At 59.7% G+C, this 22391-nt stretch carries 18 protein-coding genes; 7 read left to right on the forward strand and 11 right to left on the reverse strand.

From position 1 onward, the window contains the following. Positions 1–34: 34 nt before the first annotated feature. Positions 35–1069 (reverse strand): type 2 isopentenyl-diphosphate Delta-isomerase, encoded by a 1035-nt coding sequence (fni, locus tag PLH32_04105; protein HQJ63775.1) that lies wholly within the window; start codon positions 1067–1069, stop codon positions 35–37. 209 nt (positions 1070–1278) lie between these two features. On the opposite strand from fni, the gene PLH32_04110 reads away from it, so the two are divergent. Continuing rightward, complete coding sequence (locus tag PLH32_04110) at positions 1279–1893, forward strand: hypothetical protein (protein ID HQJ63776.1); 615 nt, start codon at positions 1279–1281, stop codon at positions 1891–1893. 15 nt (positions 1894–1908) lie between these two features. Here the strand turns inward: PLH32_04110 and PLH32_04115 are convergent, their stop codons facing one another. The 3 genes from PLH32_04115 to PLH32_04125 are packed head-to-tail and all read right to left on the reverse strand — an operon-like array spanning position 1909 to position 7179. Beyond that, entirely contained in the window at positions 1909–3084 is a 1176-nt protein-coding gene (locus PLH32_04115) for a PQQ-binding-like beta-propeller repeat protein (GenBank protein HQJ63777.1), read from the reverse strand. Continuing rightward, a complete protein-coding gene (locus tag PLH32_04120) occupies positions 3084–6008 on the reverse strand; it encodes a BamA/TamA family outer membrane protein (GenBank protein HQJ63778.1) in 2925 nt (974 codons plus the stop codon). Before PLH32_04120 ends, PLH32_04115 begins: the two co-directional genes overlap by 1 nt. Before the next feature lie 49 nt (positions 6009–6057). Beyond that, a complete protein-coding gene (locus tag PLH32_04125; protein HQJ63779.1) occupies positions 6058–7179 on the reverse strand; it encodes an N-acetyltransferase in 1122 nt (373 codons plus the stop codon). 110 nt (positions 7180–7289) lie between these two features. Between PLH32_04125 and rpsT the strand changes: the two genes are divergently transcribed. After that, positions 7290–7544 (forward strand): 30S ribosomal protein S20, encoded by a 255-nt coding sequence (rpsT, locus tag PLH32_04130; protein ID HQJ63780.1) that lies wholly within the window; start codon positions 7290–7292, stop codon positions 7542–7544. A 109-nt stretch (positions 7545–7653) separates the two neighbouring features. On the opposite strand, the gene guaB is transcribed toward rpsT, so the two are convergent. The 7 genes from guaB to PLH32_04165 all read right to left on the reverse strand — a co-directional run bounded on the left by guaB (position 7654) and on the right by PLH32_04165 (position 16228). Next, on the reverse strand, positions 7654–9123 hold the full coding sequence (gene guaB, locus PLH32_04135; protein ID HQJ63781.1) for an IMP dehydrogenase: 1470 nt from the start codon (positions 9121–9123) through the stop codon (positions 7654–7656). 82 nt (positions 9124–9205) lie between these two features. Further along, on the reverse strand, positions 9206–10729 hold the full coding sequence (gene hutH / locus PLH32_04140) for a histidine ammonia-lyase (protein ID HQJ63782.1): 1524 nt from the start codon (positions 10727–10729) through the stop codon (positions 9206–9208). 178 nt (positions 10730–10907) lie between these two features. Next, positions 10908–13052 carry a FlgD immunoglobulin-like domain containing protein gene (locus tag PLH32_04145; protein ID HQJ63783.1) on the reverse strand — a complete coding sequence of 715 codons (2145 nt, stop codon included), beginning with the start codon at positions 13050–13052 and terminating at the stop codon, positions 10908–10910. Positions 13053–13065: 13 nt separating this feature from the next. Then, positions 13066–14250: a T9SS type A sorting domain-containing protein gene (locus PLH32_04150; protein ID HQJ63784.1), complete on the reverse strand. Its 1185-nt coding sequence runs from the start codon at positions 14248–14250 to the stop codon at positions 13066–13068. Between the two features lie 241 nt (positions 14251–14491). Then, complete coding sequence (locus PLH32_04155) at positions 14492–14773, reverse strand: hypothetical protein (protein HQJ63785.1); 282 nt, start codon at positions 14771–14773, stop codon at positions 14492–14494. Then, positions 14773–15207 (reverse strand): hypothetical protein, encoded by a 435-nt coding sequence (locus PLH32_04160; protein HQJ63786.1) that lies wholly within the window; start codon positions 15205–15207, stop codon positions 14773–14775. Before PLH32_04160 ends, PLH32_04155 begins: the two co-directional genes overlap by 1 nt. Positions 15208–15406: 199 nt before the next feature. Continuing rightward, complete coding sequence (locus PLH32_04165) at positions 15407–16228, reverse strand: transglycosylase SLT domain-containing protein (protein ID HQJ63787.1); 822 nt, start codon at positions 16226–16228, stop codon at positions 15407–15409. Between the two features lie 623 nt (positions 16229–16851). Between PLH32_04165 and PLH32_04170 the strand changes: the two genes are divergently transcribed. The 5 genes from PLH32_04170 to PLH32_04190 all read left to right on the forward strand — a co-directional run bounded on the left by PLH32_04170 (position 16852) and on the right by PLH32_04190 (position 22375). Continuing rightward, positions 16852–18666, forward strand: a complete 1815-nt coding sequence (locus PLH32_04170) for a phosphoenolpyruvate carboxykinase (GTP) (protein ID HQJ63788.1) — start codon at positions 16852–16854, stop codon at positions 18664–18666. Between the two features lie 163 nt (positions 18667–18829). After that, positions 18830–19672 carry a fumarate hydratase gene (locus PLH32_04175; GenBank protein HQJ63789.1) on the forward strand — a complete coding sequence of 281 codons (843 nt, stop codon included), beginning with the start codon at positions 18830–18832 and terminating at the stop codon, positions 19670–19672. Positions 19673–19693: 21 nt separating this feature from the next. Beyond that, positions 19694–20251 (forward strand): Fe-S-containing hydro-lyase, encoded by a 558-nt coding sequence (locus PLH32_04180; GenBank protein HQJ63790.1) that lies wholly within the window; start codon positions 19694–19696, stop codon positions 20249–20251. Positions 20252–20270: 19 nt separating this feature from the next. Continuing rightward, the gene (locus PLH32_04185) at positions 20271–20963 is read left to right on the forward strand and encodes an ABC transporter ATP-binding protein (protein ID HQJ63791.1); all 693 of its coding nucleotides are present in this window, start codon (positions 20271–20273) and stop codon (positions 20961–20963) included. Further along, positions 20960–22375, forward strand: coding sequence for an ABC transporter permease (locus tag PLH32_04190; protein HQJ63792.1), 1416 nt, complete (start codon positions 20960–20962; stop codon positions 22373–22375). The genes PLH32_04185 and PLH32_04190 overlap by 4 nt, the downstream gene beginning before the upstream one ends. Positions 22376–22391: the final 16 nt, after the last annotated feature.

Raw genomic sequence — 22391 nt, forward strand, 5'->3', positions numbered from 1 at the left:
TCTCCTTAAACGATCTTTGTCCGATGCGGGCGCCTCAGGCCAGCAAGCTCCGGTTACCGATCAGGTCTCCGGCGCGGGTGATTCCGAGGAGGAAAAGGGTGATGATAAACTCCCTGCGGAGGCGTTCTATGAGCTGGATGACCTCGCCGGCCGAATGCAAGGCGGGCTCGAGGAAGGGTTTGGCGATCCCACAGAGGCTGGCCCCGAGGATCATCGCTTTGGCCATGTCGAGTCCCGAGCGAAGGCCGCCGGAGGCGATCAGGGTCACGCGGTCGCGGAGGGGCGCCAGCTGTTCCAGCAGCGCCGGGGTTGGCACGCCCCAGTCCTGGAAGAGCAAACCGGCCTGACTGGTCTCCGCGGCGCGGTTCGCCTGCTGGCGGAAATGTTCGATCCGGCTCCAGGAAGTACCGCCGCTGCCGGCGGCGTCGATGTAGCGGATGCCGCGCGCGATCAGCAGCTCAGCGTCGCGGCGGGCGATGCCCGAGCCGACCTCTTTGACCAGCACCGGCCGCGGCAGCTCGGCCGCTACCTGGCCGATCTTGTCGGCGAGGCCGCTGAAATTGGTCTCTCCTTCAGGCTGGATAGCCTCCTGCAGGGGATTGAGATGGAGATAGAGACCGTCGGCCTCGAGCACCTCGATGGCCTGAAGACATTCCCGCTTCCCGAATCCGTGGTTGAGCTGCACAGCGCCGAGGTTGCCAAGAAGGACGGTATGGGGGGCGAGGGGGCGCAGCGCAAAACTCTCACGCGCGGCGGGATGGGAGATCATCACCCGCTGCGAACCGACGGCCATCGCCACCCGCGTCGCCTCGGCAGCCCGGGCGAGGTTTTTGTTGATGGTGCGCACCAGATCGTGATCGCCGCCGGTCATCGGGGCGATCATCAGGGGGAAGGAGAGCGATTTGCCCAGAAAATCGACCGCGGGATCAATGGCTTTCAGATCGATCTCGGGGAGAGCACGGTGCTGCAGGGCAATAGCATCGAAATAGCTCTTGCCTCGGTCGCTGCCGCCGTCGGTGCGGACGATGCGAATATGGTCGTATTTTCTGTGGTTGACCTCGTTGCTCATAACACTTCCGGTTCTCCATCCTCTTCAGGATTTGCGGTGTTGCGGTTGTAGTGCTCTAATATAGGATAAATAACATAAATATCCAGATAAATCCTCCCGTCCCGGCTCCTTTTTTGCCAGCATGAGCGCGCCATTGCTGCTGGTCTCGATCATGAGGCGGAATTGGATTCATCGGGGATGCCAACAGCCGGGGAGGAGAGGGGAGGGCAATGGACATTCATGACCGGCTTTATAGGAAGGTGGGGGAGAAAACGCCGTTTCTCGCCGAACTCTGGGAGCCCCGGGAGACCGCGGTGGTGATCGGGCATGGCCAGCGCGCTGACCAGGAGGTCCATCTCGAGGCCTGCCGTCGCGATGGCGTGGCGGTGATCCGGCGCCGCGGCGGCGGGGGGGCGGTCGTCCTCATGCCCGGGGTCCTCTGTCTCAGCTGTGCCTTCATCAGCGGCCGGAGCGACTCGCCGTACTTTTTCTTTCAGGTGATCAACGCTTGGCTTATCGCTTTTCTGCAGCGCGAATTTGATATCACAGGGGCAGAGGCCGCCGGCATCAGCGATATCGCCGTCAACGGCCAAAAGATCCTTGGGTGTTCGATGTTCAAATCGCGCAACCTCTTTTTCTACCAGGGCTCGCTCCTGGTCCATCCCGACCTCTCCCGCATCGCCCTCTATCTCGCCCATCCCACCCGCGAACCCGGGTACCGCAGGCTGCGCGGACATGCGGATTTCGTCACCTCACTTCAGCAGCTCGGACGTCCGATCTCAGCTGCCGCTGTCAAGGACCTTCTGGAAGCGCAACTGGAGGCGCTGCGAGCGCTCCTCCTCTGAAGCGGCGGGGTTGGTTCAACGCCAGGTAAAGGCGTAGAGGAGTCCGTTTGCGGTGCCAAAAAGGAAGAGCCTGCCGATGACGATGGGGTGGGTGGAGATGGCGGTTTTGGTGGCGAAAGACCAGAGTTCACGGCCGTTGTCGAGCGCAAAGGCGCGCATTTTGGTGTCGCCGGCGGCAAGGAAAAGGGTGCGGCCGCAAATCAGGGGGGCGGTTGCCGGGACGGCACCAAGCCCGGTCCGCCAGAGCAGCCGTCCGTCCCTGATGTCCAGCCCGCAGAGTTGCGTATCGGAGGCCGCCACGATCACCAAAGAATCAGCCGCCGCTGCGGCGTGGAGGATCTTGCCGGGGCTGAGATAGTGCCAGCGCTCAATGCCGCTGCGGATGTCGATGGCTGAGAAGCGGCCGCTGGTGGAGCCGATGAAAAAGGAGCCGCCCAGGGCGACGGCCGGCGCGCGCAGTGCGCCGCCGGTCTCCAAATGCCAGAGCGGGCGCAACTGTGGGTCGAAGGCATGGAGCACGCCGCGGTCATCGCCGATAGCCAGGACACTGTCCGCCATTGCCGGGGCGGCGAGGCAGTCGTGCGGCAGCCGGGCCTCGGCGATCAGCGCTCCATCCTTCAGCGCCAGACAGAGCAGCCGGCCGCGCAGCGTAGCCAGATAGAGGCGCTCTCCGACGATGAGGGGTTCTCCGAGGATCGGCTCGGTGCTTTTTTTCCAGCGCACCCGCCCCCGGGCGAGATCGTAGAAGAGGATGTTATCGCGGCGGAGGCGCCGGATGATCGCCAGTCCGCTGTCGCCCGCGGCGCAGGTCACGGGTGTGGTGCTGCGTCCGATAGTTTTGCCGATGCGTTTGCCGGTCCGCAGCTCGAACCCTCCGATCCGGCCCTCTCCGGTGGTAAAAAGTATCCAATTCCCCAGGCCGATCAGCGACGGCTGGATGGCGCCCGAGGCCTGCTTCTGCAAGACGGTCTCAAGCGGCAGCAGCGGCTCCGCGGCGACGATGGCATTACGGCTCGCCCCGCCGCCGAGCTGCGGCCAAAGGGGAAGGAGGGGATCCGCCGCTGTTTTGTAGGTGAACCGGCTGCAGCCGGCCAGGGCCTGGACGGCACAGAGGAACCACAGCGTTCCCTTCCAGCCGCGGCGCCACACCGTCAGGCCTATCCCCCCGAAGGTTACACCTCGCCTTTGCATCAGAAATCCCAGCCGAAAAAGAACTGCGTGAACCAAGCGCGATCGAAATGCCAGGTGTGCCGCTGATAAAAACGCCCCGGATCCGCGAGGATGAATTTGCGGCCGGTATCAAAGCGCAGGACCAGCATGCCCCCCAGCTGAAAGCGGATACCACCCCCGGCGCTGCCCAGCAGCTCCGGCAGACGCTGGTCCCAGGCGTTTCCCAGATCGCAAAAGAGCGCGCCGCGGATGCTGCTGATGGCCACCCCGCCGATCGGAAACTTGAGCACGAATCGGTCGATGAAGGGAAAGCGCAGCTCATTGCTGACCATGGCGATCTTGGTGCCCCAGAGGCTCCAGAGGCGGTAACCGCGCAGATCCCAGCTTCCACCCATGTAAAAGGGCGTGGATTCCTTGCCGTTGTTGATCTGGGCCCAGAGGCGCAGAGCATGCGCGCTCTGGTTGGAGAGGCGAAAATAGCGGCGGTAATCCATGATGGCGGTGAGGAAGCGGACATTGGCATGGGCGACATCAACGGTCGTCCCGAGGGTGAAATTCATGCGGCTGCCGTCCAGCGGACCGGTTGGGCCCCAGAGCGAATTGTCCTGGATATACGAGATGAAATTGGAAACCAGCAGGGCTTTACGGCGGTAATCGTTGAGAAACCACTGCTTATCCGAGTAGCGCACGTTCAGGCTGGCCTCGATCCGATCGAATTTCGAGAGGGGATAGCTGAGGGCGGTATATCCGCCGTACCGTCGTTCCCAGAACCAGTAATCGTAGCGGTTATAATACTGTCCGGCGAAATGAAAGAGGCCCGCGGCGAAATTGGTACGGTGGGAGAGGTCGACGCGAGAGACGGCGAGATTGAAACTGGAGAGCAGCTCGCTCTGCACCCTGGCGGTATTGTAGAGGAGGAAGAAGTACTGATAATTGCCGAGCATGTCCGAGACGGCCAGCTGCATGCCGCCGGAGGTGCCGAAAATGGGATCCTGGGTGATCTGCGACTGGGCAATGTCGAGGCTGTATTTGGGTTTATAGCGGATGTCGCGGCTTTCCCCGGCGCCGCTCAGACGCGGATAGGTCCAGGTGCCGGTGGCGAGCGAGTCGGCTGCATCCGCGGATGCCATACCGGCCGGTGAGGGCTCCTCCAGGCTCGCAGCCATCCCCTTGATGAGGCCAATGTTGAAGGAGAACTTTTCGAAAAGAGTGAAAAGCAGATTACCCTGGGGGGTCCATTCCGGATCGTAAGCCCCGGTGATGAAATGGGTCACCTGGCGCGGTGCGGCCGGGATGGCCTGGAGGGACTCTGCAACCGGCTGCAGGCCGAGGCGGTGGGTCAGGGAGCCGGTGCCGAGGGGTGTCGGCAATGACCAGATATTCTGTGTGCCGCTGCGGTCAGAAACGAAGGCAATGTAGCTGCTGTCGGGCGACCAGGTGGGCATCTGGTCATGGCAGCGGCCGCGCGTGAGCGGCGTGATCACGCCGGTGTCAAGGTCGTAAAGGAAAAGGTTATAGGCGCCCAGCGCGCCGGCAGCGCCGCGGTCCGAAGAGAAGACGATCGAGCGGCCATCGGGCGAGAAGACCGGATCCTTGTCGTCGCAGGCATCATCGGTGAGCGGCGTGATCTGCTGCGTCGCGCGGTCGAAAAGATAGAGGTCCCGGCGGCCGCTGAAGGCAAGACCTGCGAAGACGATGCGTTCCCCATCTGGCGACCAGCAGGGGGAAAAGAGGGAGACTAGATGGTCGAATTCATGCCGGCCGGTGAGGTTTTTCCCGGGCAAGGCCATGATGTAGAGCCGGTCTTTTTCGCCGGCCTTGGAGATGAAGGCGAGCTCGCCGCGGCGGTTGACATCGATGGCGCTGTTGAGCAGGTGAAAGGACTCAAAGGCCTCACTGCGTTCCCCTGGGACCAGGACTTCCATTTTGGGCTCGTGTGAACCACCGGCCAGAGGCGCCTGGTAGATGTTCGCGTAGCCGCTGCGGTTGGAGATGAAAACCACACGGGCTGTATCTGCCTGCCAGTAGGCGGGTTTGATATTGATCCCCTGGCGGGTGATTTGCATGCTCACCCGCGAAGCCGCATCATTATCCTGCAGCAGGGGATAGTGCTCCTTTTTGAGAGCATAGATCCAGCGCTCGTCGAATTCTTTCAGGTCGATGCCCAAGGTCAGGGCCATCACTTCGGAAAAATAGGGGGCCATCCAGACATGGTCGATCAGCTGCAGGATCTTGTCCTCTCCCCACTGGGCATCGATGAAGCGGAGGATGCTCTGCGCCTCCTTGTACATCAAAAAGGTCCCGTTGATCTGATAGATGGCGGAGACGGGATAGAGGTAATTGTTGATGACCGCATCGCGGAGAAACATCTCGGCCTCGCTGTCCCAGCCGCTCGACCAGTATTCGGCCAGGCCCTCGATGAACCACAGCGGCAGCCCCGGATTATTGAATTGTTTATGCTCTTTGAGCACCCGGTTCATTTTAGCATGGGTGAAGACGTGGACGAGCTCATGGCGGATCACCTTTTTAAATTCAGGGATGGAGCCATTGGCTGGAACCACGACCCGTCCCTTGATGTACTCAAAAAAGCCGCCTATGCCCTCTGGAATGAGATAGGGAAGGGTATTGGTCTCCTGAAAGTGGGCGTGCGTGGCATAAAAGATCAGGGGAATACGCTCATTCAGGCTGAGACTGAACTTGGTTTCGAGGAAACGGTAACTCTCCTCGGCCCAGGCGGCGCCGATCTCGGTGAGTTCGCGCATTTCCGGGTAGTAATAGATCTCAAAGTGATCGGTCTGGAGGATGCGCCACTCGAAGTGGTGATAGATGACCTTGTTGCGGCCGAAGTAGTACTGTGCATCCGCCCGGCTTGCTGCAAGTCCGGCGACCACCGCCAGCAGGAGGGCGGCGCGCCGGAGCGTATAGGAGATTATCCTCGCGGTCATGGGAGGCTGCTGTTTTGTGAATGGTGCCCCGCTGCAGCGGGGGCGCTTATCAGATCTCTTTTTCGTAAAAACGGAAGGTCTTGTAGCGTCGCGCCGAAAGATCCTCGAGCGCGCCGATCATTCGTTTGTTGATCTCCAGGATGATCGAGCATTCGCTGTCGTAGAATCCCAGCCGGCGTCCCTCCTCGATCGTCTTGAGATAAAAGGCGATATCGATGCCGCGGTGGCGGTGTTCCTTGAGCACACCCATGGCCATAGTGCGCAGCCGGGTGGTCTTGCGGAGATGCCAGAGCACTTTGAACAATCCGAAGGGGAAGAGGCGGCCGTTGGCTTTTTGCAGGGCCGGATTGGCATCCTTGACGCTGAGGGAAAAGCCGATGCACTCGCCGTGATAGAGGGCGAAGAGGGTGACCTCCGGGACAATGACCATTTTGAGTTCGTGGACCAAATCCTGCACCTGGCCGTCGGTGAAGGGCACGTGGCCCCAGTTCTCCATCCAGGCATCGGAAAAGATGCGTGCCACTTCGCGCACCCGTTGGTCAAAGATCTTCATATCGAGTGGGACGATCTCCAGACCCTCCTGGCGTGTCACGCGGCTGGCGATGCGCTGCAGGCCGGGCCGCAAGGCGGAGTCCTGGCTCACCAGGAAGGCGTACCAGTCCATCGCTTTTTTCATGCCGGCGGTATCCAGCAGTTTTTCATAATAGGGCGGATTGTAGGCGGTGAGGATGCAGGGCATGGTGTCGTTGCCGTCGATGAGGATGCCGCTGATGTCATACATCGAGAAGCTCATCGGCCCCATGGCCCGGCTCTTGCCCTTGTTGCGCAGCCAGGCGGCTGCAGTGCCGAAGAGGGCATCCGCCACAGCCTGGTCATCGATGCATTCGAAAAAGCCGAAAAAACCGGTGTGGTTGTCGTGGTAGCGCTCGTACTGATGGTTGACCTGCGCGGAAATGCGCCCCACCGGTTCTCGACCGCGGAAGGCCATGAAGAGGGCCGCCTCGCCGAACTGGTAAAAGGTTCCCCTCTCCGGATCGAGTATTTTCATCTCGTCGCGGATGAGCTGGGGAACCCAGAGAGGATCGTTGTGATAGACACGCCAGGGAAACTTGATAAAGCGCTTGCGCCCCGCTGCAGTGGTGACCGGTTCAATCCGGATTGCATTCTCCATAGACGGCCTTTCAAAAAGTTCCAGTGGTCTGGCGATTGATTTGTGCAAAAATCTGTTGCATTTTAAGATAAAAATTCCTATAATTATAAGCTATAAAAAAGAGAGGAATCATGGCGAACCACAAATCGGCTGTCAAGAGAATCCAGACCAATGCGCGCAACACCGAGCGCAACAAGGCCTACAAGAATACCCTGCGCACCTATGTGAAAAAGGTCCGCGCCATCAGCAGCAAGGAGGAGGGTGAAAAACTCTTCCGCCATACCGCTTCGCTGCTCGACAAGCTGGCCAAAAAGGGGATTATTCATAAGAACAAAGCCGCCAATCAGAAATCCAAGCTGGCCGCGATCGTGAACAAGCTCGGTTAAGGATTCTCCACATCGCTGCTTGCGGCAAAGCTCCATGCAGCGCATGCTTGCAGGAATTGCAGCCTCGACGCCAGGGTGTCGAGGCTTTTTTTTAACTTTGCCGCCGGATTCACCGTCCCTGAATCATATAGTTTGGCGCTTCCTTGGTGATGATGATGTCATGCGGGTGACTTTCGAGCAGGCCGGCCTGGGTGATGCGAATAAAACGGCCTTTTTGCTGGAGTTCCGCAATTGTGGCAGCGCCGCTGTAGCCCATCGCCGAACGCAGGCCGCCCACCATCTGGTAGATCACATCGGCCACCTTGCCGCGATAGGGAACCCGTCCTTCAATGCCCTCCGGGACCAGTTTCTTGGTATCCTGAACCCCCTCCTGAAAATAGCGGTCGCCGCGGCCGCCACGCATCGCTCCGAGCGAGCCCATGGCGCGGTAGACCTTGTAACTGCGGCCCTCGTAGAGGATGGTCTCGCCGGGACTTTCGTCCGTCCCGGCCAGCATGTTGCCAAGCATCACGGCATCGGCGCCGGCGACAATCGCCTTGGCAATATCTCCGGTTTGCTTGATGCCGCCGTCGGCGATCAGTGGAATGGCGTGTTTTCGGCAGATTTCGGCACAGCTCATGATGGCGGTGAGTTGCGGCACGCCGGTGCCGGCGACAATTCGCGTGGTGCAAATTGAGCCCGGCCCGATCCCGACCTTGATGGCATCGGCCCCCGCGGCGATGAGGTCGGCGGCTCCTTCCGGCGTTGCGATATTGCCGGCTATCACCTCGATCTCGGGGAACTGCTTTTTAACCAGCTCTACGGTGTGCATCACGCCCCGCGAATGACCGTGGGCGGTGTCGACCACGAGCACATCAACCCCGGCCGCGATCAGGGCCTCGGCCCGCTCTGCGGTGTCATGCGCAACGCCGATCGCCGCCCCCACCAGCAGCCGGCCATGCTTGTCCTTGGAAGCGAGAGGAAACCGCTTGCGGCTCTGGATATCCTTGACCGTGATCAGCCCCTTGAGCTTGCCTTCCTTGTCGACCACCAGCAATTTTTCGATGCGGTGCACCTGCAGGAGCTTTTCGGCTTCATCCAGGGAGGTGCCTGCAGGAGCGGTGATCAGCCGCTCCTTGCCGGTCATCAGCGAGGAAACACGTTTGTTGAGATCGGTCTCGAAGCGCAGATCGCGGTTAGTGAGAATGCCGGCCAGTTTTTGGCCGTCGACGATCGGAATGCCGGAGATGCGGTAACGCTGCATCAATTCCAGCGCTTCGCTGAGCTTGCGGTCCGGCGCCAGGGTGATGGGATTCATGATCATCCCGGCCTCTGAACGCTTGACCTTGTCCACCTCAGCCGCCTGTTCCTGGACGCTGCAGTTCTTATGCAGGATCCCGATGCCGCCTTCACGGGCGATGGCGATTGCAAGATCCGCCTCGGTTACGGTATCCATGGCCGCGCTGACCAGGGGCAGGTTGAGGGCCAGCTTGCGCGTCAGCCGCGTGCGGACATCGGTCTCCTTAGGCAGGACATCCGATTTATTCGGCACCAGCAGGACGTCATCAAAGGTGTAGCCTTCACCCATGATTTTATTCATTTTTGTAGCTCTCCATCCTTTAGGAAAATTCAAAAGGGGCTTGCTGGCCCCGGCTTATTGCTTCGATCCCCATACGCCCGCCTTACAGCGCTCCAATGACCTCTTCCACCATCCTCACGATGCTGTTTTCCTGCACCATAGCGGTGATCGTGCCTATATCGTCATGCAGCAGCCGGTCCCGGGGCATCGAGGGAATGCGGCTGCGGATATAGCGCCAGGCGATCCCGGTTCCCTGACCGGGTTCGAGTCCCTGACGGAAATCCATGGCCTGGCAGCCGGCCAGCAGCTCGATGCCGAGGACCGTCTCGCTGTTCTCCACGACCTCCAGCGCCTTGCGGCTGCTCCAGGCCCCCATACTGACAAAGTCCTCTTGATTGGCTGAGGTCGGTATCGAATCGACCGATGCGGGGTGGGTCAGCACCTTGTTCTCCGAAACCAAGGCAGCGGCTGTCACCTGGGCGATCATAAAGCCGGAATTGGTGCCGCTCTCCGCCGCCAGGAAGGGCGGCAGACCGCTCTGGACCGGATCCATCAGGTTCTCGAGGCGGCGCTCGGAGATATTAGCCAGCTGGGCGACTGCAATCGCCAGTGTATCACACGCCAGGGAGACCGGCTGGCCGTGGAAATTTCCGCCTGAGAGGACCTCCTGTTCTGCGGCAAAGATCAGGGGATTGTCGGTGGAGGCATTGAGTTCCGTGCTGATGACCCCTTCTGCATAGGCCAGGGCCTGGCGTACGGCACCATGCACCTGCGGGGTGCAGCGCGAGGAATAGGCGTCCTGGACCTTGCTGCAGTCGGAATGCGATTCCACGATTTCGCTCATGGCCAAAAGGCGGATGAGATTCTCCGCTACCCGGATCTGGGCCTGATGGCCCCGGGCCTTCTGGATGCGCGGATCGAAGGCGACACGGCTGTTGAGCAGACTCTCGATGCTGATCGCGGCAGCGATGTCGGCCAGACGCGCCAGCTGCAGGGCGCGCTGTAAAGCAAAAGCGGCATAGGCGGTGAGCACCTGGGTACCATTGAGCACGGCCAATCCCTCCTTGGCCTTGAGCGTGACCGGTTCCAAGCCGGCCCGCTGCAGTGCCACGGCGCCCGGTAGGCGCTCGCCTTGAAAGAGGGCTTCGCCCAGGCCGATCATCACCAGCGTCATGTGCGCCAGCGGCGCCAGGTCGCCCGAAGCACCGACCGAGCCCTTGCTCGGGATGATAGGGAGGAGGCCGCGGTTGAGCATCTCCTGGAGAAAAACCGCTACCTCAGGCCGCGTCCCCGAATATCCTTTACAGAGGGTGTTAATCTTGAGAGCGATGAGGGCGCGGACCAGGGGTGCGGGAATCGGGACTCCAACTCCGCACGCATGACTGAGCACCAGGTTGCGCTGCAGGGTGTCGAGGGCATCATCGGCGATGTGGATGGAGGCCAGCTTGCCAAAGCCGGTATTGACACCGTATACCACGCGGCCGTCGCGGATGATCGCTTCGATGCAAGCGCGCGAAGCGGCCATCTGCGTCATGGCCGCCGGCGCGATCGCGACGGGCCGGCCTGCCGCGACCGCGAAAAGATCGGAAAGGGTCAGGGAGTTTCCGTCTAGAAGGATAGGCTGCATGGGTACTCCGTGAAAATGAAGCAAAGTTTATTAAAAAAACGCGAGATTTACAACTGGTTTTTCTGGGATTCAACCGGCGGGCATGAAATCCTTCTTTGTCAGGGCTGCCGCCCGGGCTCCGGCGCCGCCAACAAAGCAGCGGTGCTATACCCCCGGAGTCCGGACGGCGTGAGGCAGGCTATTTGAGCAGGATCAGCGGTAGGGTCTTGCGCTGCTGCCCCGCTTGCAGGACCGCAAAATACTTTCCACTTGCGAGAGAGACACCGGCATCGGAGCACCCGTCCCAGCTGATCTGATATCGGCCGGGCTGGAGCGCCGCGAGGCGCAGTTGCCGGACCCGCTGGCCGCGCAAGTTATAGAGATTCACGGCCAGTTCGCGTTCTGCGAGAACCGCTGGCAGGGAGATGGTGAAGGTCGTCTGCGGATTAAAGGGATTGGGCGCGGCTGAAAAACCCAGCAGAGTGTCCTGCATGGCGAAACGCAAATCAGCTCCTGAACTGCCCTTCCGGGTGTCATCGATAAAGTCCGGGACATAACAGCTGGTGGGATCATCCGGGATAATGAAAGCGGTATAGGGTGAGAGGATGCCAGCCGCAGTGCTGAGGGCGATCATGTTTTCGATCAGGGCGTTATTCTGATACCACCGCGCCATTTTTCCGATCTGATGGCCATAATGAGCAGTCGCAAGGTGTTCTGTGCCGGCATCGGCAGCCGATTCGGGAATGAGGATCTCTTTCTTCACGACCGTTTCAAGTGTGCTGCCGATGACCGTCACGGTCATTGGGAAAACGCCCTGAAATCGCCCGGTCTGAATCACCGGAAAATCGAGCGGATAATACCCTTCAAACCGCGCATGGTTTTGCCGGTCGTAGGTATAACCGTTCTGCATGCGTGTTTGCACCTCTACCTCTTTGTAGTGCATCACCTTGTCGAAAAAGAGCGCCGCCAGGGCTGTTTTGAGAGGATGGTAGCGGTAGAAAAAGAGGTTGCCACCGGTGATTCGGGTCAGTTCGGAAAGGAAGGTATAGCTGCTGTTCCCGTAGCCGAAATCCGGATAGTAAACCAGCCTGTAAGTATTCTCCAGGTCCAGCACGTGGATCGGGGTGCCGGCGGGAAAGTGCCCGGCTATCTCCCGGGCGTATTGGGCGGCCAATTCGGTGGCCGCGGGAAAATCGGCACGATTGGTGATCCAGAGGATTTCCCCCTGCCCATTGGCCTGAATGAAGGATGCTGCCGCAGCCAGCAACTCCTGCGACAGATTGACATTGTAAAATCGTCTGCCCCAGATATCCTTGAAAAGGCGGTCGATGTTCTGCTGTGAGCATCCCTGCCAGGCCCGATTTCCGAAGACGGGTTCGGTAAAGGTCAGAATTACCGAGGCGGAGTCGGCACGGGTCAGGGCGCGCTCCATGGTCTCTTTCAGCGAGGTCAGAAGCAAATCGGAACTCAGTCCGCTGCTGTTACCAGGATTAAAGTCAACGAGGATCAGGATCTTGCGCGGCTGATGAACAGAGGCCAGCGGCGGAGGATATACCGCCAGATTGTAAAAGGCTTCATCTCCCTTGCGGTAAACCGATAGGTAATACTCCCCCTGGATGGGGGAAGGCAGGATCAGCTCTGCATAATCCAGGGAGGCGATGGGCAACTCCGCTTCCCAGGTTTTGTCCCTGGCGTAGTACGTGAAGGTGATCCCGGGCAGGCCGACCACTGCGACGGAATCGGGATTATCCGCGTGCAGGTAGAGGAGCCGCAGGGTTTTTGCTCCGCCCGTCTCGGTGGTCAGCTGCGGCAGGGGCAGCCAGGTGCGCAGCCGGCCGCTGGAAGGACGGGCTGGCACGAGGTACTGGATCATGATCCGGCATTTGGTGAATCGTGTGATGGGAAACAGGCGCAGGGTATATTGAACCTGGCCGTTCTGGTCCGCGCTACCCCGCGTGAGCAAGGCCGGTTCGCGAGTGGGGCTGCTTTTTTCGTCGAACATTTTCTGTGCCGTCCATTTGTCCAGGAGCATGGCGCGGCAGACTGAATCCTCTTTCCAGTAAAAAAGATTGAACAGGGTTACCTCTTCCGGCATCTGGAAGGTCCATTCCAGTTCGAGCTCATTATAATTGGTGAAAAACCAGGAATTGAAGTCGTAGGCGAAAGAGAGGTGGAGCTGGTGTTCGATATAGATCCCGCGGGTCCGGACGACATCCGTCACCTCTTCCACGCGGACATTGTCGTCGCGATTTTGTGGATACCCCGCTTCATAGATGCTGATACGGGTGGCGGAACCCGTTGCAGCCAGCAGCAAACTGATGAGGAGGACGAAGTGTCGTTTCATGATTTTGCCCTCCTTACTTCAGACAGGTCAGTTTGAGGACCCGGGTTTCAGCACCGCGCTGGATCTGGGCCCAATAGAGTCCGCTGCTGACCGGTTCCTGCTGGTCATTTACACCGTCCCAGACGAGTTCCATACTGCTCGAGCCGGCGCTCACGGACTGCTGCCATTGCCGGACCTGCGCGCCAAGCAGCGAGTAGATACGGACGGTCACGGATTCGCTGCGCCCGGCTGGTTGAAACCAGACGATGATTCGGGTCCGTGCGTTGAAAGGATTGGGGTACGCCCTGGCCTCAAAATGTTCGGGACGCTGCGGGGCTGCAGAGGCGGAAACCGGAGTCCCGGTCTCTTCGAGACGCTGGAAAGCCGCATAGCCATTGGCCCCCGGGATGACCAGGGCGCAATAGGCATTGACAAGACTGTTCTCTTTGCTGACGCGGCCGATCTCTTCGATCAGGTTCCACGCCTGGGGCTGCCGCAGCAATTCCTCGATATGGCGGGCATGCCATAATTGTTTGATACGGGGCAGCTGCTTGATGTCGGGCATGGCCGCGAGCTCCATTCTCTTGTGGAACCACTCCTCCCCGATGCTGCCGAAAAAATCGGTGGCAAAAGGCGGATCCCCCTCCGCCCGTCCCAGCTCGATATAGGGATAGAGGAGGGGATAGCGGGTGCGGTCGGAGAAGAAGTAGTACTTGCCCCGGTTGTAACCGTTCATCGGGGCCGGATCGGCCTCCATCAGGTCAAGCGCCGGTGAGAGCAGATCGGCCAGGGCCAATGGCAGATGGTAATTCTCCACATAGGCCGGGCGCAGGTAGCCGCCGCGGGTCAGCCGCGTCAGGTTCTCAAAGAGGTAATCGTTGCCCGAATAATACTGGCCGTTGATCGTGAGGTAATCGCTCGGCTGACCGCAGGCGATGATCTTGATGACGACCTTTTGGCGGAGCTGGCGGACGGTCAGCTCGATGATATCATTGGCCTTTTGCACTGGGGCGGCGTCCTTCTCCGCCGTCGTGATCAGCCAGATCTCCCCATCGGCCGCCGCTTCATTGAAAAAGGCCACCGCCCGGCGCAGGAGTTGCGTGGTGGCGCTGAGTTGGGGGATGGGGTAGCTGCGCATCTCCTTAAAGAGCGGGGTTTGGTGATCATAGTCGGCCGACACGAAGCGGTTGCGCAAAAGCCTGGTCTCAAGCTGATCCATGAGGAGGATGTTCAGGGAGTCGTTCAGCTCAAACTCCGGTCGACGATATCATGGAATTGGTCGAGCAGAACGTCCCGGTCGAAAGTCATGGTCTGACTGCCCAGATCCTCAAGAATCAGGACTTTTTTGGGTTTGCGCTCTTGCGGTTCCACCGGCGGAAAGGCCGAAAGGAGGTAGTAGCCGTCGCCGTTTTCCCGGTAATAATAGAGGTCGGGTGTTGTGTTCTTCGGCGCCGGTCAGCTCAGATACGGATTATACCAGTAGGAGTAGGTGAGATTGGCGCGCCACCACCCCTCCGCGTTCCTGGCGAAAGAGATGGCCCCGCCGGCATTCTCCAGGCCGGCGCATTCTCCGGTGCGTGGACGTCGAGAAAGGAGTAGCTGATCGGCACCCACTCCCGGTACCTCAGAAAGTCGGTGGCAAAAATGGAGGCACGCTCGCGATCCAGCTCGAGGGTGTTGGGGGCGAGAAAGGTGATCGAGATGCTGAAGGGAGAGCCGAACCGGATGGGGGAGACCTGCATCAGATAGCGTTTGCTGCGCGCGCCGTAGTAATCGCGCTCGACATATTGCCGCAGCAGACAGCGGGGCTGGCCGGTGTGACCTGAAACAGGTTTTCGGCGGTCCAGACATCCTGAGCTTGCGCCGCATACCAGGTGTTGTCCATGAGCACCTTGGCGCCGATGATGACGGCATCCGCGGCGAGGGTGAACTCGCAATAAAAGATGAAGGGCTCGTTGTTGGGCTGGTTGCCATACCAGTCCCGGCTCATCTGAATTTCCATGGCCGGTGTGAATTCGGAATGGTGGAGATAGGCCCCGTGATAGATATCGATGGCGTTGATATTGAATGAGCTCCAGTTCTGCTGGTCATTGAGACCGACGGCATACCAGTTCACCGCCCGGGCGAAGGTGGCGCAGAGCAGGAGCAACATCATGGAGCGCAGGAATTTTCCCAAGGGATCCTCCTTTGTTACAGGATGGAATGAACCCAGGAGAGGCTGGTTGCATATTCAGACGGGGAAGTGGCGCCTCTGGAGTGGTACTGAATAATAAGGATATTGCCGGGTATTATCAAGGCAAAAACGGCGGTATAAAAAAGGCGGCGTCTGATGACGCCGCCTGCGGTTTGAAGCCTATGTCGAGCCTTGAGGCTTGTTACATCACGCCTTCCTTGCGGAACTGGTCGTAGAGCCGGTTGACAGCGGGCACGTAAATGCGGGTCTCTTTAAAGAGGGTGCTGTCGTTGCGGTTGGAGGCCAGCCACAGGGCTGCGCGCTTGGGGCCGCCGTTGTAGGCCGCGAGGGCGCCGTCTTGTTTGTAGGTCCCTACCAGTTCGCTCATGTAGCGGCAGCCGAGCCGGATGTTGTTGATCGGGTCATAGAGCACCTGATCCGCTGTGGTCCAGTCGATCCCCTCCTGTGCAGCCAGGAAGGCGCCGGTGGCGGGCATGATCTGCATCAGGCCCATGGCGCCCATAGGTGATTTGACCTGGGGATTCCAGGTCTTGCCGGTTTCGTGGGTGATGGTGGCACAGATAAAGTCTTCATTGAGATTGGGATACTTTTTAGTCATCTCGTAAATCTCGTTGGCGATCCGCAGTTTATCTGTGCTGGACATGGTTCGATTGTAGCGCGAGATAATGCCCGTGATTTTGTTCACACTGGTCCGGCGCTGCACGTCAATGGCAGTCATGGTCTGCTGTTCCTGCAGGAGCGTGGTGAGTCGATCGCCCTTGCCGGTCTGCGCTGAGCCTAAAAAATCACTGGATAGCAGGCTTATGCCCTCGATGAAGATGAAGCTGGTCAGAAATACCAATCCGGCGATTGTTTTCAGCTCTTTTTTACCGAGATGCATCTTGCCCTCCAATAATCGTTGGTTACGATCTTTAGAGGCCTTCACGGTTTCGTTGAGCTTCGCCACTTTCTGCTTAAGCTGCTGCTTCTCTTTGGCGACAATCTTTTTAAGCGGTTCTTTCATTTTTCCCACATGCTTTGTTCACGTTTGGTCCTACTGATGGGCGGGTTGTCATACTCTGGTGTCCATTTTAATCACCGCGGTGTAAAATGGTGACGACAACCGGCGCATCGAGGACATGTAACAGAAGGGGTCAGGGTTCTATTCCCTGGCCGCCGCCCCCCACAGCTATTAGTATAGCAAACACCGTGCCATAGGCGGTCCTTTTCTGCTGCAGAGGATGCAAATTAGCTTATAATATAAGGATAATATAGTAATTAGTCAATCTTATTATCCATCTATTACTTTTTTGTAACCAAGCCCATTATGGTACAGTCTTTGGCATGCCAGGGCAAAGTGGATTAAAATGAGGCAATCCCCGCAGCCGCGGCTTGTGGGGTGAGTCATTTCAGGCCAATTTGCCCGCACGAATCGTGCGCCGTGTCACAATCGGAGCACGGCATTTCATATCAACGCAACATCCTGTAATACATGGAATAGAGGCAAGGAGAACTGCGACAATCCGCCGAAGCACACCAGCCGCGCAGCCGGACGAGGCGCGGCTTGTATCCTTTTGAAACAGGGCGCCATGCCCATTTTGCCCCTTTTGGCTTGACTCTGAGGGAAAAACTGACTAAGTTAACGGGCTGAATAGCCAACTCAATAAAAACGGAGCGGATATGACCACGAATATGCGCTTGAAGCACTGGGTCCAGGAGATGATCGAGCTGTGCGAGCCGGATCAGGTGCACTGGTGCGATGGATCCCAGGCGGAATATGAGCAGATCTGTTCAATTTTGATACACAATGGGACTTTCCGCCGTCTCAATCCTCAACTGCGGCCCAATTCCTTCCTTTGCGAATCCGATCCACGCGACGTCGCCCGGGTCGAAAAGGCCACCTTCATCTGTTCGCGCTATCCGGAGGATGCGGGTGTCACCAATAACTGGCGCGATCCGGACGAGATGAAGGCGCTTCTTATCCCTCTCTTCCGCGGCTGCATGCATGGGCGTACCCTCTACGTTATCCCCTTCAGCATGGGGCCGCTGGGATCGCGCATCGCCCAGATTGGTGTCGAACTGACCGATTCTCCGTACGTCGTCGCCAACATGCGCATCATGACGCGCATCGGCAAAGAGGTTTTGCAGGTATTGGGAGATAACCCATTTATACCCTGCCTGCATTCCGTGGGCAAACCCTTACAGCCGGGAGAAGCCGACGTCCCCTGGCCCTGCAATCCCGATAATCGCTATATCGTTCACTTTCCCGAAGAGAAGATGATCTGGTCCTATGGCAGCGGCTATGGCGGCAATGCCCTGCTTGGAAAAAAGTGTTTCGCTCTGCGCATTGCCTCAGTGCTGGCGCGGGAAGGCGGCTGGCTGGCCGAACACATGCTCATCCTCGGCCTGACCAATCCGGCAGGCGTAAAAAAGTATATCACCGGGGCTTTCCCGAGCGCTTGCGGCAAGACCAATCTTGCGATGCTCATCCCGACCCTGCCAGGATGGAAGGTGGAAACGGTCGGTGACGACATCGCCTGGATGAAATTCGGCCAGGACGGCCGTCTCTATGCGATCAACCCTGAATTCGGATTTTTCGGCGTCGCGCCCGGCACCTCCATGGCCTCCAATCGCAATGCCATGCTCAGCTTGCGCGAGAATAGCATCTTCACCAATGTCGCCTTGACGCCGGAGGGGGATGTCTGGTGGGAGGGGATGACTCCTGATAAACCGGAGCGGTTGACCAGCTGGCTCAACGAGCCCTGGACACCGGAGTGCGGCAAGCTGGCGGCTCATCCCAACGCCCGTTTCACGGCGCCGGCTTCGCAGTGTCCAGCGATCGATCCCGCCTGGGAGGATCCGGGCGGCGTGCCGATCTCGGCCATCCTTTTCGGCGGGCGCCGTCCCTCGCTGGTGCCGCTGGTCCATGAAGCCTTCAATTGGCAGCATGGGGTTTTCCTTGGTGCCGTGGTCTCTTCCGAGCGCACGGCGGCCGCCGACGGCACGGTGGGGATGGTCCGCCGCGATCCCTTCGCGATGCTCCCCTTCTGCGGGTACAACATGGCCGATTATTTCGCCCATTGGCTCTGCATCGGCAACCGCCAGGAGGCCGCCAAACTGCCGCGAATCTTTTATGTCAACTGGTTCCGCAAGAATGCAGCGGGCAAGTATCTTTGGCCCGGTTACGGCGAGAACAGCCGGGTTTTAAAATGGATCTTTGAACGCTGTGACGGCGCCGACAACGCCGTGGCCACTCCTCTCGGGTATGTGCCCGTACCGGGCGCGCTCGATACGGCAGGGCTGCGCATGACGGCCGATGAACTGGAGGAACTCTTCCGGATCGACCGCGCAGGCTGGCGCCAGGAGGCGGCCTCCATTCGGGCGTTTTTCACCACCTTCGGCCCGCGTTTTCCGCGCCAGCTACTGAGCGAACTGGATGCCCTGGAGGATCGGCTGCGGTAAAAGGCCTGAAAAATCTGGCAGAATCTCTTGACATTGACGAGCGGCTTTGTTAGATTGAATCGCAATCCAGTTCTGGTCCGCAGCAATGGACCTGTACTTGAGCGAACAAAATCATGGGGCGGCCCACAGCAGGCTGAACGGGCCCATCCCAAGGGAGCAGGTTATGCGAGAAATAGCAGCCCCAATTATCAGCGAAGCGGTCGCCCAGTTGTGCATTGATGCCAATTACCATCTCGGCGAAGACGTTCTCACCGCCCTCAAGGAGGGACTGGCCAAAGAGGAGTCCCCGACCGGCCGCGCGATTCTCGAACAGATCATCGAGAATGCCGGCATCGCCCGGCAGGGTGAATTCCCAATGTGCCAGGATACCGGGTTCGCCATCTTTTTTGTCGAATTGGGCCAGGAGGTGATCATCACCGGGAAAACGCTCGAGGAAGCCATTACCGAGGGGGTGCGCAAGGGCTATGGCGAGGGATTCCTGCGCAAATCGATCGTCTCCGATCCCTTGCAACGCGTCAACACCAAGGACAACACTCCTCCGGTCATCTGGATCGAAACCAAGCCGGGCAAGGATTTAAAGATTACCGTTGCTCCCAAGGGCGGTGGCTCGGAGAATATGAGTGAGGTGGCGATGCTCACCCCCTCCGACGGCGCCGAAGGCGTGAAAAATTTTGTCGTCGACAAGGTGCGCCGCGCCGGCAGCAATCCCTGTCCGCCGATCGTCGTCGGCGTCGGCATCGGCGGGACTTTTGAAAAAGTGGCCTGGCTGGCGAAGAAATCCCTGCTGCGCCCGGTCGGCGACCGCCATCCGGATCCCTTTTATGCGGCCATGGAGCTGGAATTGCTCGACCGCATCAACAAGCTCGGCATCGGCCCGCAGGGGCTCGGCGGCCGTGTCACCGCCCTCGATGTCCACGTCGAGGTTTTCCCCTGCCACATCGCTTCGCTGCCAGCTTCCGTCAACATCCAGTGCCACGCTGCGCGGCACAAATCGATCGTGATCTGATCCCAACCAAGGAGTGTGGTTATGGCGGATATGATAAGAATCTCGACACCCCTCACCGATGCGGTGGTTAAAACGCTTCACACCGGCGACAGTGTGCTCATCACCGGTGTCATCTATACCGCGCGGGACTCCGCGCACAAGCGGTTGGTTGATCTTCTGGATGCGGGCCAGCCCCTCCCCATCGATCTCGCCGGCCAACTGGTCTACTATGTCGGTCCATCGCCGGCACGGCCGGGCAAACCGATCGGATCGGCGGGGCCCACCACCAGTAGCCGTATGAATACCTACGCCCCGCGGCTCCTGGCCATCGGCTCCAAGGGCATGATCGGAAAGGGCGAGATGAACGCCAAGGTCGCCGAAGCCTTGCAGGCCCATTGCGGCGTCTATATGGTGGCGGTCGGCGGTGCGGCGGCCCTGATCGCAAAATCCATCAAAGCCAACGAGATCGTCGCCTGGCCTGAACTCGGGGCCGAGGCGATCGCCAAACTGACGGTTGTCGATTTTCCGGCCATCGTCGCCCAGGATTGCCATGGCGGCAATATCTACCAGGAAGGCATTGCCAAATACGGGATCAAATAGCAGCCCGAAGGCTGCCACCGTGGTCCAAGCCATCGATTTGCACAAATCCTATCAGAAGGGCAAAGCCGAAGTGGCGGCTTTGCGCGGGGTCTCCTTTTCCATCGCCGCGGGTGAGTTCGTCTCCTTGGTCGGCCGCTCCGGCTCGGGCAAATCGACGCTGCTCAACCTCATCGGCGGTCTCGACAGCGCCAGCGCGGGGCAGCTCCTGGTGCAAGGTCGCGACCTGGCCGCCCTGAACCGCGAGCAGCTGGCGCTGCACCGGCGCATGACCGTGGGGATGATCTTTCAGTCCTTCAATCTCATCCCCGCGCGCACGGCGCTTGAAAATGTGGTCTTGCCGATGATCTTCGCCGGCCGCGGGCGGGAGGAGCGTAACCGCCGGGCCGCGGCGCTGCTCGATATGGTGGGGCTGACGCCGCGGCGGACCCACAAACCGGCCGAACTCTCTGGCGGCGAGGCACAGCGCGTCGCCATCGCGCGTGCCCTCGCCAATGAGCCTGCGATTCTGCTCGCCGATGAGCCGACCGGCAATCTTGACAGCCGCACCGCTGCCGAGATCCTCGGCCTGCTGCACCAGCTCAACCGTGAACGCGGCCTCACCCTCCTCATGGTCACCCACGACGAACAGGCGGCGGCGCGGCTCGCTCACCGCCAGCTCCACATGCTCGATGGCGAGATCGTCGCGCCCGAAGCGGTGCGGGGGCCGCTATGAGAGGCAGCGACCTCATCCGCTTCAGCCTGGATAACCTCTGGCGCACCAAGCTGCGCACGGGGCTGACCACCCTCGGTGTGATCATCGGCATCGGCGCGCTCGTCGCTATGGTCTCCTTCGGCGCCGGGATGCAGCGCAACGTCACCGAGGCCTTCACCGCCAATGATCTCTTCACTTCGATCCGCATTCTTCCCATGAAAATGGATATCGGGCAGGCGATGTCCGGCAATATCGACGCCGCGGTAAGCGGCTTGCAGCAGCGAACGCGGGCGCTCAACGACACCGCCGTCGCCCTGATCGCCGCTATGCCCGAGGTGGCGGTGGTTTTTCCGGAGATCTCCTTTCCCGTCAAGATCCGCTGCTTTGGCCGCGAAACCAGCACCACCTTGCGCTCGCTTCCCGCGGTCATGGGGCATTACCGGCCCTACGACCGTATGGGATGGGGTGCCTTTTTTAGCAACGACTCCGCGCGGGAGGCGGTGCTGGCCTATTCCACCCTCGCCGGACTCAAGATCGTTCTGGAAGGAACAGGGGAGAGAGCGATCTCCGACTCGTCGCGCACCTGGCGGCAGCTTCCCGCGGATTCGCTCATCGGCGCGGAGGTGGAGGTGGTGACCTCCGTGCTTGATCTCGGCCAGGTGATAAGCGGCGGCATGGTAGCGGGCATGCAGCCGCCCTTCCGTGAGCAGACCACCCGGCTGCGAATTCAGGGCATCCAGCCTAAACCGCACGCCTTCAGCAATGAGCAGATCCAGGGCGGTATCGTCGTGCCGCTCGAAACCGGCAAACGCCTGCCGCGCTTTGCTTTTACCAGCATGTGGAACATGCTCAGCCGCAGCAGCCGGAACCGCGGCGGCTATGATGCCTTGTACGTGCGTTTGCGGGATCTCAAGAACCTGGAATCGGTTCGTAAACGTCTCAAAGCCTTGAATTTTACAGTCTTTGCGCTGGCGGACCAGCTCGAAGAGATCAAGCGGGGTTTCATCATGGTCGATACCGCCCTCGGCGCCATCGGAACCATCGCCCTGATTGTCGCTGCCCTCGGCATCATCAACACCATGGTGATGTCGATCCTCGAGCGTACTCGTGAGATCGGGGTGATGAAAGCGGTCGGAGCCAGCGAGCGCCAGATCCGCACCATTTTCTTTGTCGAGGCGGGTAGCATCGGCCTGGGTGGTGGTATCCTGGGCGTGACGCTCGGCTGGCTGGTTTCGCGCTTGGCCAACTGGATCGCCAACCTTTGGGTGGCGCGTCAGGGCGGCCCCGGTGGCGATCTCGAGTTCTTTTATCTGCCGGTCTGGCTCATTGCTGCGGCTATTCTTTTTTCGATTCTGGTGAGTCTGCTGGCGGGTCTCTATCCGGCGGCGCGCGCGGCGCGGGTCAATCCGGTCGAGGCGCTGCGGCACGATTGAACACCAGGGCAGGAGG

Source organism: bacterium (assembly GCA_035419245.1).
Lineage (GTDB): Bacteria > Zhuqueibacterota > Zhuqueibacteria > Residuimicrobiales > Residuimicrobiaceae > JAKPUX01.